Here is a 21,493-nt window from a genome sequence, read left to right as displayed (position 1 = left end):
CGCGACACGGGTGCCTCAGTCATCATAGTGCACCCAGTATTTGCTGGTGAGGAACGAGAAGGCGGTGAAGCAGGCGACCAGCAGCAGCAGGAACCAGGCCAGCGCCGAGGCGTAGCCCATGCGGAAGAAGCCGAACGCCTCCTGGTAGAGATAGAGCGTGTAGAACAGCGTCGAGTTGATGGGGTTGCCGGTGCCGGCCGAGATGATGAAGGCCGGGGTGAAGCTCTTGAACGCCTCGATGGTCTGGATGATGGCGTTGAAGAACACCACCGGGGTCAAGAGCGGCAGGGTGATTTTCCAGAACTGGCGCCAGCGGCTGGCGCCGTCGAGGCTGGCGGCCTCGTACATGTCCTGCGGGATCTGCCGCAAACCGGCGAGGAAGATGATCATCGGCGAGCCGAACTGCCAGATCGACAGGATGATCAGCGTCCACAGCGAATAGCGGGGGTTGGAAATCCAGCTCGGGCCCTCAATGCCGAACACCGAGAGGAAATCGTTGACCAGCCCGTCGCCGGCAAACAGCTGGCGCCACAGGATGGCGATCGCCACCGAGGCGCCGAGCAGGCTGGGCAGGTAGAACAGCGCGCGATAGAGCGGCAGGCCGCGCATGCCGCGGTTGAGCAGCAGCGCCACGCCGAGCGCGAAGGCGAGCTTCAGCGGCACCGAGAAGATGACGAAGGTCAGCGTCACCTGCATCGAGGCGATGAACTTGGGGTCCGCGGTGAACATGCGGATATAGTTGTCGGCCCCCACCCAGCGCGGCGCTGTGAGCAGGTCGAAATTGGTGAAGCTCAGGTAGAGCGAGGTGATGATCGGCCCGATCGTCAGGCCGAGAAAGCCGATGAACCACGGCAGCAGGAACAGGTAGCCGGGGGCGTGGTTCTGCCACACCCTCGACCACCACGATTGATATACCGCACCCCCGGCACGGGGGACTGAGGCCTCCACGGCGGGCGCGGTCATGACGTCAGGCCGCGCGGTTCAGGATGTCGGTCGCGCCCTTGACGAGCTCGGGACCGGCCTGTTCCGGCGACTTGGCGCCGAAGCCCACTTCCTGTCCCAGCGTGCGGAACAGCGAGGCATCGATTTCGCCGGCGGCGGCCGGCGGCGAGGGGGGCAGCGCCCCCAGCAGCGGCCCGAGATTGGCGACGAAGTTGAGCGCGATCTGGCTCTGCTCGTCGAGGGTGGGGGCGAGGGCGTCGCGCACCGCCTTGGAGCAGGGAATGCCGCGTTCGACACCCAGCACCTTGCTCGCCTCCTGGTCGTTGACGAAGAAGCTGAGGAACTTGGCCGCCTCTTCCTTGGCAGCGCTGAAGCCGGCGATGGAGAAGAACATCGAGGGCTTGCGATAGTGGCCGCCAGGCGCATCGGTAGCGATGCGCGGGAAGTTGGAGATGGTGATCTTGTCCTTGTTGATCGCCTGGAAGGCCACCAGCTGGTTCGAGTTCGACGGGATCACCGCGGCCTTGCCCAGGGTAATCATGGTGGTCTCGAGCGGGCCGGTATCGAGCGCCTGGTCGTCGGGGCTGACGCAGACGCCGGCGGCGCGCAGATCCGCCCACAGCTTGTACCATTCGGTGGCGTCGGCCTCGTCGAACGCCACCTTGCCGTCGGCGGTGTAGAGCGCCTTGCCGCGCTGGCGCAGCCAGTTCTCGTACATCGGTTCGGAAACCGAGCCGTCGGCGATCACCGCCTTGCCCACGCCTTTGGACTTGAAGGCTTCGCCGATGCTGGTGAGGTCGGCATAGGTGGTGTTGGGACCCGGCAGCTCGACACCGGCCTTCTCGAAGTCGGCGGTGTTGACCATCAGGGCCACCGAGTTGGCGCCGAGGCTGATGCCGTAGAGCTTGCCGTCTACCTTGCCGCCGTCGAGCTGGTCCTGATCGAAATCGGCCACGTTCAGGGCGCCGCCGACGAACTCGTCGAGCGGGGCGATGGCGCTCCGCTTGGCGTATTCGACGATGTAGCGGTAATCCATCTGGATGATGTCGGGCGCGCTGCCGCCCGCGGTCTGGGTGGCGAGCTTGGGCCAGTAATCGTTCCAGGCGAGGAACTCGCCTTCGATCGCCGGGCCGCCGGCCTTGGTGTAGAGATCGGTCACCCCATAAGTGCGATCGGCACGGGCCTGGCTGCCCCAGAAGATCAGGCGCAGCGCCTGCTGGGCAAAGGCAGGCGAAATGCCGGCCGCTGCGGCCAGCGCCGTGGTGCCGAGCAGAAACTGACGGCGGTCTAGCTTCATGGTCATGGATTTCCTCCCGTTTAGTCATTGCGGGCGGCGGTGCCGACCCGATCCTTCTGGCGCTCTTGCTGGCGCTAAATAACTAACTGGTTACAACCATGAGCCGGGACGTGCCAGCTGTCAAGCAGGTGCGGCCCGGCTGCGAACGCCGGCAGAATCGCAAGCACCACGCCGCGACCGCCGGGCCGGTGCGGTGGCGAAGGCGGCATCGATGGGCTGCAATCAGCGCCTTAGCGGCGGGTGCGGAGGTAGTCGACCACCATCTGCACGGCCTGTGCTTCGCGGTCCTGGATCAGCGCGAACTGGCTGAGGTCCTTGCCGAAAACCACCGACAGGGTCTGCATGTTGGAGACGTAGAAGTAGCAGAGCGAGATGATCGAGATGTAGAGCTGCATCGGATCGACATCGGTGCGGAAGGTACCCTCCGCATGGCCGCGCTTCACGATCTCCTGCAGCTCGCCGACGATGGGCGAGCGGATCGCGTCGAGATCCTTGATCTGCTTGACGAACTTGGCGTTCTGCAGGTTTTCCACAGAGAGCAGCCGCGGGAACCACGGGTTGGCGAGGAAGTGCCGGAATGTAAACCGGATGATCCGGTCGACGGCTTCCACCGGATCATACTGGCTGATGCGCAACTCGCGCTCGCCGCGGCGGATTTCCTGGTAGGCGTCGAGCAGGACGGCCTGATACAGAGCCTCCTTATTGCCGAAATAGTGGTAGAGCAGGCGCTTGTTGGCCTTGGCCCGGTCGGCAATGGCATCGACCCGGGCGCCGTTGAAGCCCTCTTCGCAGAACTCGTCGCGCGCCGCCTTGAGGATCGAGGCCTTGGTCTTTTCGGCATCGCGCGGGCGCACCGGGGCGGGCGTGGCGGCACGCCGCCGAACCTTCACCGCTGCCGCCTCGCTCGCCATCGTTCTTGCTCCCCGCGTCGTCGCGGCTCTGCTGCCCGGTGTAACGGGACGGTTAATCAGCTGCGCCGGGCCGGGACGAAAATCGTTCTTTCGTTCAGGCTTCGACGGCCACTCTTGACGCTCCATCCTAGCGACGTGTATCCAAGTAACCAAGTAGTTACAAAAAGGGAGTGGGGGGATGGCCGAGCGGCGGCTGGGACTGATCATGCACGGCGTGACGGGCCGGATGGGCTACAACCAGCATCTGGTGCGCTCGATCCTCGCCATCCGCGAGCAGGGCGGGGTGGTGCTGTCGAACGGCGACCGGCTGCTGCTCGACCCGATCATCGTCGGGCGCGACCGCGACAAGATCCAGCGGCTGGCGGAAAAGCACGGGATCAAGCGCTGGTCGACCGATCTCGACGCGGCGCTCGCCAACCCGGAAGACGAGGTGTTCTTCGATGCCGGCACCACGCAGATGCGGGCGGAGCTGTTGGGCCGGGCGATCGATGCGGGCAAGCACGTCTATTGCGAAAAGCCGGTCTCCGACGACCTCGCCTCTGCCATCGCGCTGGCGAAGAAGGCCAAGGCCGCCGGCATCAAGCACGGCGTGGTGCAGGACAAGCTGTTCCTGCCGGGCCTCCTGAAGCTCAAGATGCTGCGCGATGCCGGGTTTTTCGGCCGCATTCTCTCGGTGCGCGGCGAGTTCGGCTATTGGGTATTCGAGGGCGACTGGGGCCAGCCGGCGCAGCGACCGAGCTGGAACTATCGCAAGGCCGACGGCGGCGGCATCATCCTCGATATGCTGTGCCACTGGCGCTATGTGCTCGACAACCTGTTCGGCGAAGTCGAGGCGGTGAGCTGCCTCGGTGCGACGCACATCCCGACCCGCGTCGACGAGCAGGGCAACAGCTACACCGCCGATGCGGACGACGCGGCCTATGCGACGTTCCAGCTCAAGGGTGGGGTCGTCGCCCATATCAACTCGAGCTGGGACGTGCGGGTGCGGCGCGACGACCTCGTTACCTTCCAGGTCGACGGCACGCATGGCTCGGCGGTGGCGGGCCTGCACAAATGCTTCAGCCAGCACCGGGTCAACACGCCCAAGCCGGTGTGGAACCCCGACCAGCCGCAGACCATCGACTTCTTCCAGAACTGGGAAGAAGTGCCCGACAACTGGCCGGCGCAGAACGGGTTCAAGGCGCAGTGGGAGATGTTCCTCAGGCACGTCGCCGAGGACGCGCCCTGGCCGTACGGGCTCGAGGCGGGCGCCAAGGGCGTGCAACTCGCCATGCTCGGGTTGCAGAGCTGGAAGGAACGGCGCTGGCTGGATGTGCCGGCGCTGGGGATTTGACGATGCTGACTGAGAGAGACTCCCCCCTCCCATCCTCCCCCACAAGGGGGGAGGTGCCTGCCGGTGCATTAGGCACAATCGTGCTCGAGCCTCGACTCTTCACCTCCCCCCTTGTGGGGGAGGCCGGGAGGGGGGTGGCCCCACGCTCGGAGGTATGCCATGCCTGAACTCCTCCTTCCCAACCCCGATCGCAGCCTGACCACCTACCGCCTCACCGGCACGCCGATCCCGTTCGAAAAGCACGCCGCCGGCGATTTCCCGCGCATCGCCTATGCCGCGGCGCATGTCGTTGCCGATCCGCTGGCGTCGAACGACCCGTGGCTCACCCCGGTGATCGACTGGGACACCACGTTCAAATTCCGCCATCGCCTCTGGGACCTGGGGCTCGGCGTCGCCGAGGCGATGGATACGGCGCAGCGCGGCATGGGGCTGACCTGGACGGATGCGCAGCAACTGATCCGCCGCGCCCAGGCGGAAGCCCGCGGACGCGCGGATGCGCTGATCGCCTATGGCGCCGGCACCGACCACCTCGCACCCGGGCCTGACGTCGGCATCGACGACGTCATCGGCGCCTATGAGGAGCAGGTCGGCTTCGTCGAAGGCGAGGGCGGACGCATCATCCTGATGGCGTCGCGCGCCCTCAAAGTGGCGGCGAAATCGCCGGACGATTATGCGCGGGTCTATGGCCGCATTCTCGGTCAGGTGAAGCAGCCGGTGATCCTCCACTGGCTGGGCGAAATGTTCGACCCGGCGCTCGAGGGCTACTGGGGCCGGGCCGACCACGACGCGGCGATGGATGTCTGCCTCGATGTCATCGCCGGGCATGCCGACAAGGTCGACGGCATCAAGATTTCGCTGCTGAGCAAGGAAAAAGAGATCGCCATGCGCCGCCGTCTGCCCGGCGGCGTGCGGATGTATACCGGCGACGATTTCAACTATGCGGAGCTGATTGCCGGCGACGAGCAGGGCCATTCCGACGCGCTGCTCGGCATTTTCGACGCTATCGCCCCAGCGGCATCTGCGGCGCTGGCGGAGCTGGGCCGCGGCAGCGACAACGCGTTCTTCGAGCTGCTCGAACCCACCGTGCCGCTCAGCCGCCACATCTTCGCGGCGCCCACCCGCTTCTACAAGACCGGCGTGGTGTTCCTCGCCTATCTCAACGGCTTGCAGGAACATTTCGCGATGATCGGCGGCCAGCAATCGACCCGCTCGCTGCAGCACCTCAGCGAGCTGTTCCGGCTGGCCGACAAGGCCCGCGTTCTGGCCGACCCCGATCTGGCGGTCGAGCGGATGAAGCGGTTGCTCGCTGTGCATGGGGTGGTTTGAGGTGGTGCTGACAGAGAGAGACGGCCCCCTCCCGGCCTCCCCCATGAAGGGGGAGGTGCAGAGTCGAGTTTGTAGCTCGATGGTGCCAGGCCCACAGGGCGGCACCTCCCCCCTTGTGGGGGAGGATGGAAGGGGGCCGTCTCTATCGGCCTTGCCATTCTGATGACCCAGCAACTCTCCATGAACCTCGCCACCCTGCGCAACGGCTCGAGCTTCGCGCAGATGGTCGATGACTGCCTCCGACATGGCGTGACCGCCATCTCGCCGTGGCGTGACCAGGTGGCCGCCGTCGGCCTCACCGAGGCCGCGAGCATCGTCAAAGCCAACGGCCTGCGCGTCACCGGGCTTTGCCGCGGCGGCATGTTTCCGGCCGAAACGCCAGCGGGTCGGCAGGCCAATATCGACGATAACCTCCGCGCCATCGACGAGGCGGCGGCGCTCGGCGCCGACTGCCTGGTGCTGGTGGTGGGTGGGTTGCCCGGCTCGTCGCGCGACCTGCCGGGGGCCCGGCAGATGGTGGCGGATGGCATCGGCGCGATGCTGCCGCATGCCCGTGCCTCGGGCGTGCCGCTCGCCATCGAGCCGCTGCACCCGATGTATGCGGCCGATCGGGCGTGCGTGAACACCATCGACCAGGCGCTCGATATCGCGGCGCAACTGGGCGAGGGGGTCGGCGTCGCCATCGACGTCTACCACGTCTGGTGGGATCCCAACCTTGCCGCCGCCATCGCCCGGGCCGGGCGGGAGCAGCGCATCTTCGCCCACCACATCTGCGACTGGCTGGTGCCAACCACCGACATGCTGCTCGACCGGGGCATGATGGGCGATGGGGTGATCGACCTGCCGGCCATCCGGGAGATGATCGAGGCAGCCGGCTACCATGGTCCGCAGGAAGTCGAGATCTTTTCCCGCGACAACTGGTGGAAGCGGCCGGGCGACGAGGTGGTGCGGGTCTGCGTGGAGCGGCTTGGCACGGTGTGTTGAGGGCTTGGAGGAGACTGAATCAGACGGCCCCCTCCCATCCTCCCCCATGAAGGGGGAGGTGCCCCGCCGGTGCTTTTGGCAGGATCGAGCGACAGCCTCGACTCTTCACCTCCCCCTTTATGGGGGAGGTCGGGAGGGGGCCGTCTGCTGCAGTATGCACTTCCCCAAAAGCAGCGCTTGCACGGCGCGGCTCACTCGCTAATCTCCCGGCAAAAATCCGAGGAGACTCCATGCACATCCTGATCATCGGGGCGGCCGGCATGATCGGCCGCAAGCTCACGTCTGCGCTGCTCAAGTCGGGGCAGGTGGGTGGTAAGGCCATCAGCAAGTTCACGCTGACCGACGTGGTCGAGCCGGCCAAGGTCGATTTCAACGGCGACGTGACGACCGTGGTTTCGGACGTGTCGCTGCCGGGCGAAGCGAGCAAGCTGATCGCCTCGCGCCCCGACCTGATCTTCCACCTCGCGGCGATCGTTTCGGGCGAGGCCGAGGCCGATTTCGACAAGGGCTACCGTATCAACATGGATGGGATGCGATTCCTGCTCGAAGCCATCCGCCAGGAAGGGCTCAGGGCGCCGTATCTGCCGCGGCTGGTCTTCACCTCGTCGATCGCCGTGTTCGGCGCGCCGTTCCCCGAAGCCATCGGCGACGAGTTCTTCAACACGCCGCTCACCAGCTACGGCACGCAGAAGGCGATCTGCGAGCTCCTGCTCAACGACTATTCGCGCAAGGGTTTCGTCGATGGCGTCGGCATCCGGCTGCCGACCATTACCATCCGGCCGGGCAAGCCCAATGCGGCGGCCTCGGGCTTCTTCTCCAATATCCTGCGCGAGCCGCTGGTCGGGCAGGAGGCGGTGCTGCCGGTGTCGAAGGATGTGCGCCACTGGTTCGCATCCCCGCGCGCCGCAATCGGCTTTCTGACCCATGCGGCCGAACTCGATACCAGCAAGCTCGGCTGGCGCCGCACCCTGTCGGTGCCGGGGCTTTCGACCACGGTAGGCGAGGAGATCGAGGCGCTGCGCCGGGTTGCCGGCGACAAGGCGGTGAGCCTGATCAAGGACGTGCCGGATCCGAAAATCATCTCGATGGTGGCCGGCTGGCCGCGCAATTTCGACGCCAAGCGCGCCATCTCGCTGGGGTTCAAGGCCGAGCAGAGCTTTGACGAGATCATCCGCATCCACATCGAGGATGAACTGGGCGGCAAGATCGGCGGGTAGGGGCGGCAGCTCACTTCGCGGGGGCCGGTGCCTAGGGCTCCCCCCTCCCATCCTCCCCCACAAGGGGGGAGGTGCCGTTCAGTGTTTGCGGCATGATCCAGCCAAATCCACCGGCCCGACACCTCCCCCTTGATGGGGGAGGCCGGGAGGGGGTGGGGCGGCAAACCTCCGACGGCACGCCTTACGCAGACACCGGCGTCACGTTGGCTCAGGTCCTTGGCAGCCATTGCTTGGGGATCTTGCAGACCATGGTGTAGGCGGGGTCGTAGACGTTGCCGACCTCGTAGCGCACCACCTGGCCCATCAGGTGGCTGGCAGCGGTTTTGCTCAGCCCGTAGTCGGTGCACAGCCAGTTGAACATGTCGTTGGTGGCATGTTGCAGGGCCTGGTCGAGCGGCCGGGCATTGCCCACCGAAAAGATTTCGGTGGCGCTTTCGCCGCGTGGCCACACCAGCTTCCTGCCCTTCTCGACGCTGAGCCGTACTTCGACCTCGTAGCTGGTCTCGATACCGGTGCCGACGATCTCGCCATCGCCCTGCACGGCGTGGCAATCGCCGAGGAAGAACAGCGCCCCCTCGACTGCCACCGGGAACCACACCGTCGCCCCTGGTCCGAAGCCGCGGTAATCCATGTTGCCGCCGTTCTCGGCGCTGGTGGCGGTGGAGAAGGCCTGGCCGAGGGCCGGTGCGACGCCGAAGCAGCCGATCATCGGCTCGAGCGGCAGCACGAAATGTTCGAGCCCCTTGACCGGCGGCTGCAATTGCGCGGTGCCGGCCTGCCGGTCGATGGACCAGTTGGCGGCCTCGCGCGAGGGCAGGTCGCGCACCGATTCCGGATCGACGACGTTGCCGGCGAGCGACGAGCGGGTCCAGCCGGTGGCGCGGTTGGGCGTCATGCGCAGGATCTCGACCTTGAGCGCGTCGCCGGGCGCGGCGCCCTCGATGAAGATCGGCCCGTTCATCGGGTTGGGCCCCTGCTGGCGCTGCACCCCATCCTTGTCGAAGCCCCAGGCATCGAGCGTCTCGGTGATGACGATGTCGCCCGAGGCGATGCTGAGGGCCGGCGGGCGCGTGCCGAGCACATTGTGCCATTCGGTGGCAACGAAGCGATGCGTGGTCATTGGGGTCGTTCCTCCTCGGGGCATAGGGGTAGCGGCAGCGGTGAGGGTTGTCACCTGGGCCGAAAGGCTTGGGTGGCAGGCGGTGGCGCGATGTCGGTTCGTGCAGGCCCGGCCACCGGCATTTTAGCGATTCGCCGGACTGTTCGCGGGCGCCGGTCCTGCGCTATCAATGGCTTGGGGCGCCATCCGTTTTCCACGAGGAGTTTACGAGAATGCTGAAGCTAGCTGCCGTCGCCCTGCTCGTCGCCGTGCTGGGGACACCGCCGGCCATCGCCCAGACCGGGGCCGAGGTCGATGCCGCCGTAACGGCGGATCTCGGGGACGCGGCGCCCTATCACATCGCGTTCGACGCCATCCATGCGGCGGTGGCCAACGACGATGCCGCGGCTCTCGCCGCGTGGGTGTCGTTCCCGATCACCGTCACGGTCGGCGGCAAGGAGCTGACCATCAACGATGCCGAGCAGTTCGCGACCGAGTACGACACCATCATCACCGGCGACATCAAGGATGCGATCCTCAAACAAAAGTGGGAGGAGCTGTTCGTCAATGCCGACGGGATCATGTACGGCAACGGCCAGGTCTGGCTGAACGGCATCTGCAAGGACGAGGCCTGCGCCAGTTTCGACGTCAGGGTGATCGCCATCCAGTCGACTGCCGACATCGGCACGAAGGCGAACTAGCCCTCAGGGCGATTCGTCTGCTTTAGTCGCTGTCGGGCAAGACCCGAGGGGCGCCATGCTGCTGCAGATCATCTTCTATGTGGCGATCACCGCCGAGGCGATGACCGCGGCGCTGGCGGCGGGTCGTCGCAACATGGATTGGTTCGGGGTGTGCGTGCTCGCCTGCGTCACGGCGCTGGGCGGCGGCACGGCGCGCGACCTCGTGCTGGGGCATTATCCGCTGATCTGGGTCGCCAACCCGTATCTGCTGCTCATCTGCTGCGCCGCGGCCGTCGTCACCATCGGCCTCGCCCGCTATATGGCGGCGCTGCGCTGGCCGTTCCTGCTGCTCGACGCGCTGGGGCTCGCCGCCTTCACCATCATCGGCTGCAACGTGGCGCTGGAGATGGGGCAGCAGCCGATCATCGTGGTGGTGGCGGGGATGATCACCGGCATCGCCGGCGGTATCCTGCGCGATGTGCTGTGCAACGAGGTGCCGCTGGTGTTCTCGTCCGAGCTCTATGCCACCGTCGCCATCATCTCGGGTACGCTCTACTATCTGGGGCGGTGGCTCGCCGTGCCGCATGATCTCCTGGTGCTGGGCACCATTGCCATCGGTTTCGCGCTGCGCGTCGCGGCGATCGTATGGAAGCTCGAGATGCCGAAATTCGTCTATGACAAGGAGCTGCGCTGATGGTGCGGCCGCAGCGCATGCAACTGTCGCGCCAAGCCGGCTTCAACCTGCAGGCGGCCTCGCAGGCGCTGAACGGGCTGCCGGCTCGGCGCATCACCCGGCCAGGGCCGTGGGGCAACCCATTCACCATCGACGACATGGCGCAGCGCTACGGGCTCGACCGCGCCGAGGCGCAGGCGAAGGCAGTGGAACTCTGCCGGCAATGGCTTACCGGCACGCTCGACCCGACATTGTCGCCGGGCGCGCCGCCGACCCGAGCCGTCATCCGGGTTCAACTCAAGGGGCATAACCTTGCCTGCTGGTGCAAGGCGGGAACGCCCTGCCATGCGGACACATTGATCGAACTGGCGAACGGATAGGCTGATGGCGCGGATAAACTACCTGACGAGCATCGAATTCGGCGCCGGGGCGCTGGCGACACTCGCCGAGACCGTGGAGGAGTTCCGGCTCAACCGGCCGCTGCTGGTGGGCGATCGCGGCGTCCTCGCGGCGGGGCTGGTGGCGGAAGCCCTGGCGCACCTGCCGGCCGAGACCCCGGTGTTCCTCGATACCCCGCCCAACCCCACCGAAGGGGCGGTCATCGCGGCGCTCGAACAATATCGCGGCGAGGGCTGCGACGGCATCGTCGCGATCGGCGGCGGCTCGCCGATCGACCTCGCCAAGGGCGTGGCGCTGCTCGCCACCCATCCCGGCCCGCTCGAGCAATATGCCATGATCTATGGCGGGCTGGAGCGGATCGGCAGCACGGTGGCGCCGCTGATCGCGGTGCCGACCACGGCAGGCACCGGCGCGGAAGTCGGGCGGGCGGCGCTGCTGACGCTCGAGGACGGACGCAAGCTCGGCTTCATCTCGCCGCACCTCATCCCGAAACGAGCGATCTGCGACCCGGTGCTGACCTATGGCCTGCCGGCGGGCCTGACCGCCGCGACCGGTCTGGATGCGCTCAGCCACTGCATCGAGACGCTCTGCTCGCCGCGGGTCAACCCGCCGGCCGAGGCCATCGCGCTCGATGGGGCAGGGCGGATCTGGCGCCAGCTCGAGACCGCCTGCCGCGATGGGCGCAACGCTGTGGCCCGCGCGGAGATGATGATGGGCGCGCTGATGGGCGGGCTGGCCTTCCAGAAGGGGCTCGGTGCGGTGCATGCGCTGAGCCATGCGCTGGGCGGGCTCAAGGACGTGTCGCTGCACCACGGCACGCTCAACGCCATCCTGATGCCCCCGGTGCTGCGCTTCAACGGGCCTGAAATCGGCGAGAAGCTGAGCCGGCTGAAGGCGGCGATGGGGTTCCCACCGGCTGCGGACCTGGCGCTCGAGCTCGACGCGCTCAACCGCCGGCTCGGGATACCGGAGGGGCTGCGCGGGCTGGGCGTGCGCGAGGACCATTTCGACTGGGTGATCGAACGGGCGCTGGCCGACCACAGCCATGCCACCAACCCGCGGCTCGCGAGCGCGGAGGATTATCGGCAGCTGCTGGAAGCGGCGATGGATTGAGGGGGCGTCACCGATCTCTCCGGGATCCTCCCCCGCCACGCGGGGGAGGATCACGGAGACGCCGGTGCTCGGCTACTCCTCGGCAAACAGATCCGCGTGCTCTTCGGCGAGCTTCGGCAACGATGGCGCCAGTTCGTTGAGATGCAGTCGCATCATCCCGACCGCTGCGTTTTCGTCGTTGCGCTCCAGCGCATCGACCACGGCGGTGTGCTGGGCGATCACCTGCGGGCGGGGCGTTGCCTCGGGGAAGCCGAGAAAGCGCACGCGGTCGAGCTGCGCCTTGAGGCTGACGATGTGGCGCCAGGCGTGCTCGACCCCGCCATGCGCGGCGATGGCGCAGTGAAAATCGTCGTCGAGGCGCATGAAGTCGATCAGCTTGCCGCTCAGCGCCACGCGCTGCTCGGCCACCAGTTCGCGCAGTTCGGCAATGCCCGATGGCTTGATCTTTTCGGCGGCCTTGCGGACCACCGCCAGCTCGATCGCCTCGCGGATGAAGCGGGAGTTCTGCACCTCGCGGATGGAGATCAGCTTGACGAAGGTGCCGCGCTGCGGCCGCACTTCGACCAGGCCGGCTTCCGCCAGCTTGATGAAGGCTTCGCGCACCGGCTGGCGCGATACGCCCATATGCCGGGCGAGCTCGGCCTCCGAGAGCAGGTGGCCGGGCCGCAGCTGCAGCTGCACGATGGCGTTGCGGACCGTGTCATAGACCCGCTGGCTCATCGAAACCTGCCGCGTTCCGGCGATCACGGGCTGGTTTACCAGCTCCAGTTCAATGGTCATGTTGACTCCCCCAACGCTGCCATACTAGCACCGGTTGGCGCGGTTGGAAGCGCTAGAGCATTCGACGTTTCAATGAAACGGCGAAAAGTTCGAAGCCGGTTAGTTGTCACGCTTTCGAGGCGTCTCAGGGACTCTTGCTGAAAGCGCTGAGGGAGAAGCCAAATGAGGCAGACGTGGCGCTGGTTCGGTCCGGCGGACCTGGCAAGCATCGACGACATCATTCAGGCCGGCGCCGAAGGAGTGGTGACCGCGCTGCACCATGTGCCCAACGGGGTGGTGTGGAGCGCCGAGGAAATCGGCAAGCGCCAGCAGCAGATCCGGCAGCGCAAGGATGGCTCGCCCTCCGGGATCGCCTGGGAGGTGATCGAGAGCCTGCCGGTCTCGGAAGACATCAAGAAGCAGAAGGGCGCGTGGCGCGAGCATATCGCGAACTACAAGCAGAGCCTGCGCCATGTTGCGGCGGCCGGCCTCAGGACCGTCTGCTACAACTTCATGCCGGTGCTCGACTGGACCCGCACGGACCTGCGCTACCAAGTGGCGCATGGCGGCACCTGCATGCGCTTCGACATCAACGACTTCGCGGTGTTCGAAATCCACATCCTCAAGCGGCAGGGCGCGGCCGAGAGCTTTGCCCCCGAGGTGGTGGCGGAAGCTGCGCGGCGTTTTGCCGGCATGGACGACAAGGCGCAGCAGCAGCTGTCGCGCAATGTGACCATGGGGCTGCCCGGTTCGACCGAGAGCATGACGCTCGACGACGTGCGGGCCCACCTCGCCGAATATTCCGGCATCTCGCCCGACCAACTGCGGCAGCATTTCGTCGATTTCCTCTCCGAGGTGGTGCCGGTGGCCGAGGAAGTCGGGGTGCGGCTCTGCTGCCATCCGGACGATCCGCCGTTCCCGCTGCTCGGCCTGCCGCGCATCATGTCGACGGCAGCCGACTACCGGCATATTCTCGATGCCGTCGACAGCCCGGCCAACGGCATGACCTTCTGCTCCGGCTCGCTCGGGGCGCGCCCGGACAACGATCTGCCGGCGATGATGACGCAGTTCGGACCCAAGGTGCATTTCCTGCATTTGCGGAACGTGCGGCGCGAAAGCGACGCCATCTCCGGCTCGTTCTACGAGGACGAGCACCTGGCCGGCAGCACCGACATGGTGCCGCTGATCGCCGCCATCCTCACTGAGGAAGCGCGGCGGAAGCGCGAGGGGCGTGAGGACGCGCAGATTCCGATGCGGCCCGACCACGGCCAGGACATTCTCGACGATCTCGGCCGCCGGGCCCAGCCGGGCTACCCGACGATCGGCCGGCTCAAGGGCCTTGCCGAACTGCGCGGCGTGATGACGGCGCTCGAGCATCGGGAGTTCGGGCTCAGGGCGTGATGGTGGCGATCCGGTTCGGCTCAGCCGCGGACGCAATCCCTTCTCCCCTCAGGGGAGAAGGTGTCGCGAAGCGACGGATGAGGGGTGAAGCGGTTCAACACGCGCTCGCTGAGAAGCTGAACCCCTCACCCTAGTTCTATGGTCCTAGCTGCACTACCCTCTCCCCTCAGGGGAGAGGGCCGACTGCAGAGTTCTGTGTTTGCTACCCTCCGGGAGCCCCATTTCGCTCCGGATGAACGCCGCGACCTTGTGCAGGTCCTGGCCACCACCTTCGGAATACTGGCGCGACTTCATTGCCAGCGCGATCCTGCGCCCATCGGTCAGCGTCACCGACAGCACGTCGTTGCGCGGCCGCTCGGCATTGTCCTCGGCCACCCGCAGCGCCGCCACCTCGTCGAAGCCCAGCTCGAGCACCACGTCCCTGCCGCGATCGTGCTTCTGCTCGGAGCGGATGCGGCGGGCCTTCGGGTCGAACGTGGTGACGCTGCTGGTGCTATGCGGCCTGAAATACAGCACCGCCGCAGTGACGAACGGTATGGCGATGCAGATCAGGGCGGAGACGAGGCGGAGCGTCGGATCGGCGATCTGCTGCTCGAGCATGATGTAGAGCGCCGCCGAGACCGCCACCGAGCCGGCGAGCCACATGGCCCGCGGCGGTTGCTGGTGAGTGGCGTAGAGCGTCAGCGCCCCATTGTTGCGCCTCAGGTCGATCATCCTAGTCCTCGAGCAGGTAGGCGCCCTTGCGGCCGCTGAGCGCCGTCTTGCCGACGATCTTCATGATGCCGGCGCCGCGCGGCGCATATTTGGCCATGGCACGCGACAGCACCAGCCCATCGGTGCCGGCGAGGATCGGGGTGCGGGCCATGAAGGCCTCGGGCCCGTCCAGCGCGATCAGGTCGGCAACCGGCTGGCCCTTGCTGACCCGCTGGCCCAACTCCACCCGGTAGGCGACGAGCCCGGGGCGGTCGGCGCGGACGATCTCGGTGGCTTCGAACGGGGTCGCTTCCGACAGCGGGGCAGGGCGCTCGCCGGGATCGGCGTCGATCAGGTTGCGCTCGCACAGGAACCCCCAGAGCCGGCGGGCGTCGTCGGCGCCGAAATGGTCGAACACGTCGGCCTGGCCGCGATATTCGAGCGTCGCGGTGGCGCTCGCCATGGGCACGGGCTTGCCGGGATTGGCCAGGGCCACCTTGCGATAGAGCTGCGGCAGCACCTCGTCGAACGAACCGCCGCCGCTGTCGGCAGCGGTCAGGGTCGCCGCGGCCCCCATCCAGTCGCTGAGGTCCTGCAGTTCGGGCATCAGTTCGGGCGAGGTGAAGATGTGGGTCAGCGCATCGTCATCGCAGTGGAGGTCGAAGACGAACTCGGCGTCATGGGCTTCCTTCAGCACCAGCAGGCGCAACTGCTCGTTGGCGGTGCGCGGCTGCTGCGCATCGATCCAGTTGGCGACGGTCTTGCGGATCAGGTTGACGTTGAAGCGCTCGTCATCGGACAGGCGTCCGTTGAGCTGAGTGCGCACCGCGGCGAACAGGTCGGGCCAGCGGCGGTTGAAGTTGATGCCGGTATTGGCGTCGTAGCGGCCGATGTGACGACGAAGCGAAAAGGTGGCCATGCCCAGCGGGTTGACCAGCGGCATCACGGTGAAGCGGGCGCGCAGCAGCCCCTGGTCGTCGGCCTGGCGCAGCATCGGCAGGAGGTGATGCAGCACCATGGTGCCGGGGTGCTCGTCGGCATGCAGCGCCGCCTGCAGATGCACCTTTTCCGGCGCGTCGGCGGGGCCGATCACATAATAGGTGAAATCGGTGCTCGCTCCGGGGGTATCGCCACGCAGCGGCACGGTCTTGCGTTCAAAGCTCAACAGGTTACCTCGTCACAGTCGGCTGAAGCTCCAGCGCACCCTGCTGGCGCCGGGCATGTGGCGAGTCAGGCGGCGGTAGACTATGCCGAACACCAGGAAGATCGCGAGCGAGATCGCGAGGAAATACAGCGCCGCCACCGAGAAATGCAGCACGGCGTTGTAGTCGCGCTCGAACAGCTCGCCGGCCATGTTCATCAGGTCCTTCTGGTCCCCGATCACCGGCAGGGTGAAGTAGATCAGCGCCGTGGCGTGGAACAGGAACACCACCTCGTTGGTATAGGCCGGCCAGGCGAGGCGGATGAGGTGCGGCCAGATCACCGAGCGGAAGGTCTGCAGGCCGCTCATGCCATAGGCGCGGGCCGCCTCGATCTCGCCGCGCGGCACCGTCATCAGCGCGCCATAGAAGATTTCGGCGGTATAGGCGACGGTGTTGAGCGTCAGGATCAGCGGGCCCAGCACCAGAGGGTTGAGCACCAACCAGTCGATGCCCAGCGGCTTCCACAGGCTGAGGTTGAAGGCCAGCGCCAGCGAGTAGAACATGAACAGCTGAATGAAGAAGGGCGAGCCGCGAAAGGCGTAGATATAGCCACGGCAGAAGCCCGAGATCAGCTTGTTGGGCGAGGCCTTGCCGAGGGCGAAGAAGATCGCGAACAGGAAGCCGAGCGGGATCGAGGCCACGGCGAAATAGAGGTTGAACAGCGCCGGCCGCGCCATCAGCCCGATATCGTTGAGGATGGGAGCGAGAAACTCGTTCATGCTGCCGCCCCGCCTGCCGTCGCCATGCCGCGGCTGGCCCAGCGGGTGAGGGCGGCGAAGGCCTTCTCGGAGACGAACGTCACGAGGATGTAGAACACCAGCAGCACCAGGTAGTAGCCCCAGCGCCAATCCGGATGCACGAGCCCGGCGGAGCGGGTGAAGTTGGGCGCGCCGAGCCGATCGGCCCACAGCACGATGTCGGCGATCTGCAAGAGCGACAGCAGCGAGGTGGCCTTGACCAGCAGCAGCCAGACATTGGAGAGGCCGGGCAGGGCATAGACCCACATCTGCCGGATCTGGAACCGCCACAGCACCTGCATGGAACTGAAGCCATAGGCGCGCGCTGCCTCGAGCTGGCCGCGCGGTACCGCGTTCATCGCCCCGTGGATGACATTGGCGGCGAAGGCGCCGTAGACGATGCCCAGCGAGACACAGGCCAGCGCCAGGTATTCGGGGGTGCCGAGAAACCAGTTGGCGGCCTCGCAGGGCGGCCAGCGGCCGGCATTGGCTGCGAGCGATTCAGGCGTGCAGACCGATTGCGCGCGGATCCATTCGACCAGCTGCTCGAAGGCCAGCGGAAAGAACAGGAAGAACAGCACGTCGGGCACGCCGCGCACGATGTTGATGTAGAGCGCGCCGAGCGCGCGCAGCGGTGGGAAGCGCGAGTTGCGCGCGGCTGCGCCGCCGAGCCCCATCAGCAGCGCCACCAGCGCGCCGAACACGGCCGCAGCCAGCGTGTACTGCACGCTGGCATACCAGCTCAGGTGCTTGCCGTTGGTGAAATAGCCCAGCCAGAACAGCAGATCGTCGCCGATCCCGTCCTTCATCCATTGCGGCAGGAAATCGAGCATGCCCCGGGCTCGAAGTTAGCGGGGCGGGCCGAGGCCCACCCCGTCTGAACTCAGCCGCCGGCGTAGATCGGGCCCTTCTTGTCCGGGAACCACTTGATGATCAGTGCGTCGAGCGTGCCGTCCTTCTTCATCTCGGCCAGCGCGGCGTTGAGCTTGCCTTCCAGCTCGTCATCGGCCTTCCTTAGACCCATGGCGACGCCGCCGCCGATCGCCAGTTCCGGCCCGACCTTCTCGAGCGCACCGCCCGAGCCGGCCACCACCTCGGTGATGTAGTTGCCGTCAGCGAGGATCACGTCGACATTGCCGGCATTGAGATCGGCCAGCGCCTGGTCGGCATTGTCGAACGACTTCACCGTGTTGTTGGCGCCGAAATGCTCGGTGGCATAGGCCGCATGGATGGTGCCGCCCTGCACGCCGATATTCTTGCCGCTAAGGTTGTCGAAATCGAGCACGGTGCCGGCGCGAACCATGTAGCGGGCCGGGTCGGGCGGGAAATACTCGTCGGTGAAGTCGATCGAGGCCTTGCGCTCGTCGGTAACCGACATGCCGGCGATGATCACGTCATAGTTGCCGGCCACGAGGTTGGGGATGATCGAATCCCAGGCGTTGACCTGGAAGGTGCAATCGAGCGCGGCGCGCTTGCAGGCTTCGGTGCCGACATCGACGTCGAGCCCGGCGGGCTTGCCAGCCTCATCGAGGAAGTTCCACGGCGCATAGGCGCCCTCGGTGGCGATGCGGATGGCCTGGGCGTTGGCGCCGGTCGCGAGCATCGCGATGGCGGCAGCGGCTGCCGCGAGAATGAGCTTGTGCATGATCTCTCCTAACGTGCCGCCGGTCTTGGCCGGCGTTGAAGGCCGGTCCCACCACCGGCACACTGGTTTGGGCCGCCCAGCGAGGCGGCGCCTGAACGGCAACGCTAGCGGTTTTTACCGTTCGGTCAATCGTTTGCGAATTGTTGCGAGGTGCGGGATCCTCCCCCGCCACGCGGGGGAGGATCACGGAGAGGCCGGTGTTGCCCTCACCCATGCCCGGCAGCGCTGAGGAACTGCTTGAGGCGGGGCGAGCGGGTGGCGCCGAACACTTCGGCGGCGGTGCCTTCTTCCTCGATGCGGCCCTGGTGGAGGAAGATGACGCGGTCGGCGATGGTCTTGGCGAACTGCATGTCGTGGGTGACAAGGATCATGGTGCGGCCCTCGTCGGCCAGGAGCTTGATTACCCGGAGCACCTCGACCTCCAGCTCCGGATCGAGTGCCGAAGTCGGCTCGTCGAACAGCATGACCTTGGGGTTGATGCAGAGCGCCCGGGCGATGGCGGCGCGCTGCTGCTGGCCGCCGGAGAGCTGGCTGGGATAGTTCGCCGCCTTGTCGCGGATACCGACCTTGGCCAGCATTTCGAGCGCCTCGGCCTCGACTTCGGCATGGGCGCGCTTCTGCACCCTGAGCGGCGCCTCCATGACGTTGCCGAGGATGGTCATGTGGCTCCACAGGTTGAACGACTGGAACACCATGCCGAGTTCGGACCGGATGCGGCGAATCTGCTGTTCGTCGGCAGGCTTGCGATGCGGCGGCTTGCCGGTGAGCGCGATCTCTTCGCCGCTGACCCTGACGGTGCCGGCCTCGGGCACTTCAAGCATGTTGATGCAGCGCAGCAGGGTGGATTTGCCGGAGCCGGAAGAGCCGATCAGCGCCACTACCTCGCCCTGGCGGGCAGTGAGCGACACGCCCTTCAGCACTTCGAGCGGGCCGTAGGATTTATGGAGGTCGGCGATTTCGACGACCGGCTGGGCAAGGGGGTTCTGCATCGGCTGCACCAAAGCCAATGCCGCGGCGGCTGGCAAGAGCTTTGCGGAACCCGCGCCGGAGGCGAGGCGTTAGTCCTGTACCAGCCGCCATAGCGGCGGCAAATCAGCAGAGAAGGAGATTGCAGATGAATTGGAACCAGGTTGAAGGCAACTGGGAGCAGTTCAAGGGCAAGGTCCAGACCCAGTGGGGCAAGCTGACCGACAACGACCTCGACATCATCAAGGGCAACCGCAAGCAGCTCAGCGGCAAGATCCAGGAGCGCTACGGCAAGGCCCAGGAAGTCGCCGAGAAGGAAGTCGACGATTGGTTCGGCCGCCTGAACTAGGCGCACCCCAATAGCCAAGAGACTGAGCCCCGCTACGGCGGGGCTTTCTATTTGGGGCTGTGCGGACGCCAAGTGCGTCCCCTCTCCCCACTGGGGAGAGGGGGGCGAGGTGGCGCGGCCGGTACGACCTCAGCGCCTCAGTTTTTGTCCTCGAGCGTGCCGAAAGCCCGCACTTCCACCGGGGCACGGCAGGCGATGGCGGCGCGTTTGCCCCAGTCGAGCGCCGCATCCATATCCGGCAGCTCCAGCACCCAGAAGCCGCCGAGATGCTCCTTGCTCTCGATATAGGGGCCGTCGGTGACCAAAAGGCCGCCATCGGGCTTGCGGCGGACCGACCTGGCCTCGCTGACACGACCCAGCCCGCCGACGAACACCACGATATTCTGGGCCTGCATGGCGAGGTTGAGGTCAGCGATGTCGCGACGCGCCTCAACACTGTCGGAGTTGGGTTCGAAATCATCGGGGAGGTGGATGGCGACGAGGTACTGGGTCATGGCTGTCTCCTCAGACTACAGTCCATCCTAATCGAACCAGGGGGGCCGGATTCGACAGCGGTGCCGCCAATTTCACGTCCGTAGCGCAAAAAAGCTAGCGGCCCCGCCCACTCGGGCGGAGCCGCTGCCACCTCGGATCGCGGACCCGGCTGGGACGATCCGAGTTTCTCGCCTGCCGCCGAAGCGTCAGGAAGCGCGCCGGAACAGGCTGATGATCAGCGAGATCACCAGGAACGCCAGGAACAGGAAGAACAGGATCTGCGCGATGCCCGAGGCAGCCCCGGCGACACCGCCAAAGCCGAGCACGCCGGCAACCAGCGCGATGACGAGGAAGAGCAGAGCATATTGCAGCATTCTCGTTACTCCTTTGCTGGGGGAGTAACGGGCTGCCGCGCCTCCGGTTCCGGTCAAAAAAAGAGCCGGGCAGGAGCCCGGCTCAAGATCCGGAGGGCGTCCGGAATTCAGGCAGCGGCGCGCGAGCCTTCGTCGAAGAACAGTGCCTGGCTGATCAGCGCCCGCACCATGTCGGGGTTGAACGGCTTGGTGACGAGGAAGGTCGGCTCCGGCCGTTCGCCGGTCAGCAGGCGCTCGGGGAACGCGGTGATGAAGATCACCGGGATCGGGTGCGCGTGCAGGATATCGTTGACTGCATCGATGCCCGAAGAACCGTCAGCCAGCTGGATATCGGCAAGGATCATCCGGGGCTGGGTCTTGTGGTAGAGAGCCACCGCCTCCTTGTGGGTGCGGGCGATGCCGACCACACGGTGTCCCAGGCCTTCGACCATCTGCTCGATATCCATGGCGATCAGCGGTTCATCCTCGATGATGAGGATGTCGGTCGCCACCTGGCGAGAGATTTCTGCCGAGGCCTGAGCCAGCAGGTCGGCAAATTCCCCTGCCGACACGTCGAGGATTTCGGCGGCCTCGTCATGGCTGAAGCCTTCCACTGCGACCAGCAGGAAGGCCTGGCGGGGGCGCGGTGCGAGGTTGGCGAGGTTGGCCGCCGCCCGGGACTCCCAAGGGAAGGTCGAGGTCGGTTCGGGCACGCGGATCGCCGAACTGGAGAACAGCGCCGAATAGAGCCGATAGAGCGCGATGCGGTCGCTGCTCGCTTCGGGGAAGATGCTGAGATCGGCGATCAGGGCCTCAAGCGTGGCGGCCACATAGGCATCACCCGACGTTTGCGAGCCGGTGACCGCGCGCGAGAACCGACGCAGATAGGGAAGATGCGGTGCGATCCGCGTGGATAGCGACATTGAATTTCTACTCCCGT

Annotated in this window: 24 protein-coding genes; 10 read left to right on the top strand and 14 right to left on the bottom strand. The window is 66.2% G+C overall.

The window, feature by feature from the left end; translation table 11 throughout:
• Positions 1–15: 15 nt before the first annotated feature.
• The 3 genes from APS40_RS02405 to APS40_RS02395 form a co-directional block, all read right to left on the bottom strand.
• Positions 16–963 (bottom strand): carbohydrate ABC transporter permease, encoded by a 948-nt coding sequence (locus APS40_RS02405; protein WP_055045534.1) that lies wholly within the window; start codon positions 961–963, stop codon positions 16–18.
• A 4-nt stretch (positions 964–967) separates the two neighbouring features.
• Positions 968–2,245, bottom strand: a complete 1,278-nt coding sequence (locus tag APS40_RS02400) for an ABC transporter substrate-binding protein (RefSeq protein WP_055045533.1) — start codon at positions 2,243–2,245, stop codon at positions 968–970.
• Positions 2,246–2,469: 224 nt separating this feature from the next.
• Positions 2,470–3,150 (bottom strand): TetR/AcrR family transcriptional regulator, encoded by a 681-nt coding sequence (locus APS40_RS02395; RefSeq protein WP_055045532.1) that lies wholly within the window; start codon positions 3,148–3,150, stop codon positions 2,470–2,472.
• Between the two features lie 178 nt (positions 3,151–3,328).
• Here APS40_RS02395 and APS40_RS02390 point away from each other — a divergent pair, with 178 nt between their 5' ends.
• The 4 genes from APS40_RS02390 (at position 3,329) to denD (ending at position 8,010) form a co-directional block, all read left to right on the top strand.
• Positions 3,329–4,483: a Gfo/Idh/MocA family protein gene (locus tag APS40_RS02390; RefSeq protein ID WP_055045531.1), complete on the top strand. Its 1,155-nt coding sequence runs from the start codon at positions 3,329–3,331 to the stop codon at positions 4,481–4,483.
• 159 nt (positions 4,484–4,642) lie between these two features.
• A complete protein-coding gene (locus APS40_RS02385; RefSeq protein WP_055045530.1) occupies positions 4,643–5,809 on the top strand; it encodes a dihydrodipicolinate synthase family protein in 1,167 nt (388 codons plus the stop codon).
• Positions 5,810–5,971: 162 nt separating this feature from the next.
• Positions 5,972–6,793 (top strand): sugar phosphate isomerase/epimerase family protein, encoded by an 822-nt coding sequence (locus tag APS40_RS02380; protein ID WP_055045529.1) that lies wholly within the window; start codon positions 5,972–5,974, stop codon positions 6,791–6,793.
• 230 nt (positions 6,794–7,023) lie between these two features.
• Positions 7,024–8,010: a D-erythronate dehydrogenase gene (denD, locus tag APS40_RS02375; protein ID WP_055045528.1), complete on the top strand. Its 987-nt coding sequence runs from the start codon at positions 7,024–7,026 to the stop codon at positions 8,008–8,010.
• Positions 8,011–8,218: 208 nt separating this feature from the next.
• Here denD and APS40_RS02370 read toward each other — a convergent pair whose 3' ends face one another.
• The gene (locus tag APS40_RS02370; RefSeq protein ID WP_055045527.1) at positions 8,219–9,130 is read right to left on the bottom strand and encodes an acetamidase/formamidase family protein; all 912 of its coding nucleotides are present in this window, start codon (positions 9,128–9,130) and stop codon (positions 8,219–8,221) included.
• A 212-nt stretch (positions 9,131–9,342) separates the two neighbouring features.
• On the opposite strand from APS40_RS02370, the gene APS40_RS02365 reads away from it, so the two are divergent.
• The 4 genes from APS40_RS02365 to APS40_RS02350 are packed head-to-tail and all read left to right on the top strand — an operon-like array spanning position 9,343 to position 11,974.
• A complete protein-coding gene (locus tag APS40_RS02365; RefSeq protein ID WP_055045526.1) occupies positions 9,343–9,810 on the top strand; it encodes a hypothetical protein in 468 nt (155 codons plus the stop codon).
• 55 nt (positions 9,811–9,865) lie between these two features.
• Positions 9,866–10,483 carry a trimeric intracellular cation channel family protein gene (locus tag APS40_RS02360; RefSeq protein WP_055045525.1) on the top strand — a complete coding sequence of 206 codons (618 nt, stop codon included), beginning with the start codon at positions 9,866–9,868 and terminating at the stop codon, positions 10,481–10,483.
• The gene (locus APS40_RS02355; RefSeq protein WP_055045524.1) at positions 10,483–10,842 is read left to right on the top strand and encodes a DUF4326 domain-containing protein; all 360 of its coding nucleotides are present in this window, start codon (positions 10,483–10,485) and stop codon (positions 10,840–10,842) included. The genes APS40_RS02360 and APS40_RS02355 overlap by 1 nt, the downstream gene beginning before the upstream one ends.
• Before the next feature lie 4 nt (positions 10,843–10,846).
• The gene (locus APS40_RS02350; protein WP_055045523.1) at positions 10,847–11,974 is read left to right on the top strand and encodes an iron-containing alcohol dehydrogenase; all 1,128 of its coding nucleotides are present in this window, start codon (positions 10,847–10,849) and stop codon (positions 11,972–11,974) included.
• Positions 11,975–12,046: 72 nt separating this feature from the next.
• Here the strand turns inward: APS40_RS02350 and APS40_RS02345 are convergent, their stop codons facing one another.
• Positions 12,047–12,754, bottom strand: coding sequence for a GntR family transcriptional regulator (locus tag APS40_RS02345; RefSeq protein ID WP_055045522.1), 708 nt, complete (start codon positions 12,752–12,754; stop codon positions 12,047–12,049).
• Positions 12,755–12,916: 162 nt separating this feature from the next.
• Between APS40_RS02345 and uxuA the strand changes: the two genes are divergently transcribed.
• Positions 12,917–14,134, top strand: a complete 1,218-nt coding sequence (gene uxuA / locus APS40_RS02340; RefSeq protein ID WP_055045521.1) for a mannonate dehydratase — start codon at positions 12,917–12,919, stop codon at positions 14,132–14,134.
• Between the two features lie 153 nt (positions 14,135–14,287).
• Here uxuA and APS40_RS02335 read toward each other — a convergent pair whose 3' ends face one another.
• The 6 genes from APS40_RS02335 to APS40_RS02310 form a co-directional block, all read right to left on the bottom strand.
• Positions 14,288–14,848 carry a hypothetical protein gene (locus tag APS40_RS02335; protein ID WP_055045520.1) on the bottom strand — a complete coding sequence of 187 codons (561 nt, stop codon included), beginning with the start codon at positions 14,846–14,848 and terminating at the stop codon, positions 14,288–14,290.
• Between the two features lies 1 nt (position 14,849).
• Positions 14,850–15,992, bottom strand: a complete 1,143-nt coding sequence (locus APS40_RS02330; protein ID WP_055045519.1) for a succinylglutamate desuccinylase/aspartoacylase family protein — start codon at positions 15,990–15,992, stop codon at positions 14,850–14,852.
• Between the two features lie 12 nt (positions 15,993–16,004).
• Positions 16,005–16,748 (bottom strand): ABC transporter permease subunit, encoded by a 744-nt coding sequence (locus APS40_RS02325; RefSeq protein WP_055045518.1) that lies wholly within the window; start codon positions 16,746–16,748, stop codon positions 16,005–16,007.
• Entirely contained in the window at positions 16,745–17,599 is an 855-nt protein-coding gene (locus APS40_RS02320; RefSeq protein WP_055045517.1) for an ABC transporter permease, read from the bottom strand. Before APS40_RS02320 ends, APS40_RS02325 begins: the two co-directional genes overlap by 4 nt.
• A 50-nt stretch (positions 17,600–17,649) precedes the next feature.
• Positions 17,650–18,411, bottom strand: coding sequence for a transporter substrate-binding domain-containing protein (locus tag APS40_RS02315; protein ID WP_055045516.1), 762 nt, complete (start codon positions 18,409–18,411; stop codon positions 17,650–17,652).
• Between the two features lie 206 nt (positions 18,412–18,617).
• Positions 18,618–19,400, bottom strand: coding sequence for an ABC transporter ATP-binding protein (locus tag APS40_RS02310; RefSeq protein WP_055049524.1), 783 nt, complete (start codon positions 19,398–19,400; stop codon positions 18,618–18,620).
• Between the two features lie 125 nt (positions 19,401–19,525).
• Here APS40_RS02310 and APS40_RS02305 point away from each other — a divergent pair, with 125 nt between their 5' ends.
• Complete coding sequence (locus APS40_RS02305) at positions 19,526–19,726, top strand: CsbD family protein (protein ID WP_055045515.1); 201 nt, start codon at positions 19,526–19,528, stop codon at positions 19,724–19,726.
• A 137-nt stretch (positions 19,727–19,863) separates the two neighbouring features.
• Here APS40_RS02305 and APS40_RS02300 read toward each other — a convergent pair whose 3' ends face one another.
• The 3 genes from APS40_RS02300 to APS40_RS02295 form a co-directional block, all read right to left on the bottom strand.
• Entirely contained in the window at positions 19,864–20,220 is a 357-nt protein-coding gene (locus APS40_RS02300) for a YciI family protein (protein WP_055045514.1), read from the bottom strand.
• A 186-nt stretch (positions 20,221–20,406) separates the two neighbouring features.
• On the bottom strand, positions 20,407–20,574 hold the full coding sequence (locus APS40_RS24355; RefSeq protein WP_082434139.1) for a DUF1328 domain-containing protein: 168 nt from the start codon (positions 20,572–20,574) through the stop codon (positions 20,407–20,409).
• Between the two features lie 107 nt (positions 20,575–20,681).
• Complete coding sequence (locus tag APS40_RS02295) at positions 20,682–21,476, bottom strand: response regulator (protein WP_055045513.1); 795 nt, start codon at positions 21,474–21,476, stop codon at positions 20,682–20,684.
• Between the last annotated feature and the right edge of the window lie 17 nt (positions 21,477–21,493).

The sequence above is a fragment of the Devosia sp. A16 genome, from assembly GCF_001402915.1.
GTDB lineage: Bacteria > Pseudomonadota > Alphaproteobacteria > Rhizobiales > Devosiaceae > Devosia_A.
The sequence above is the reverse complement of the archived record's forward strand: the minus strand, read 5'-3'. Positions and strand labels throughout refer to the sequence as shown.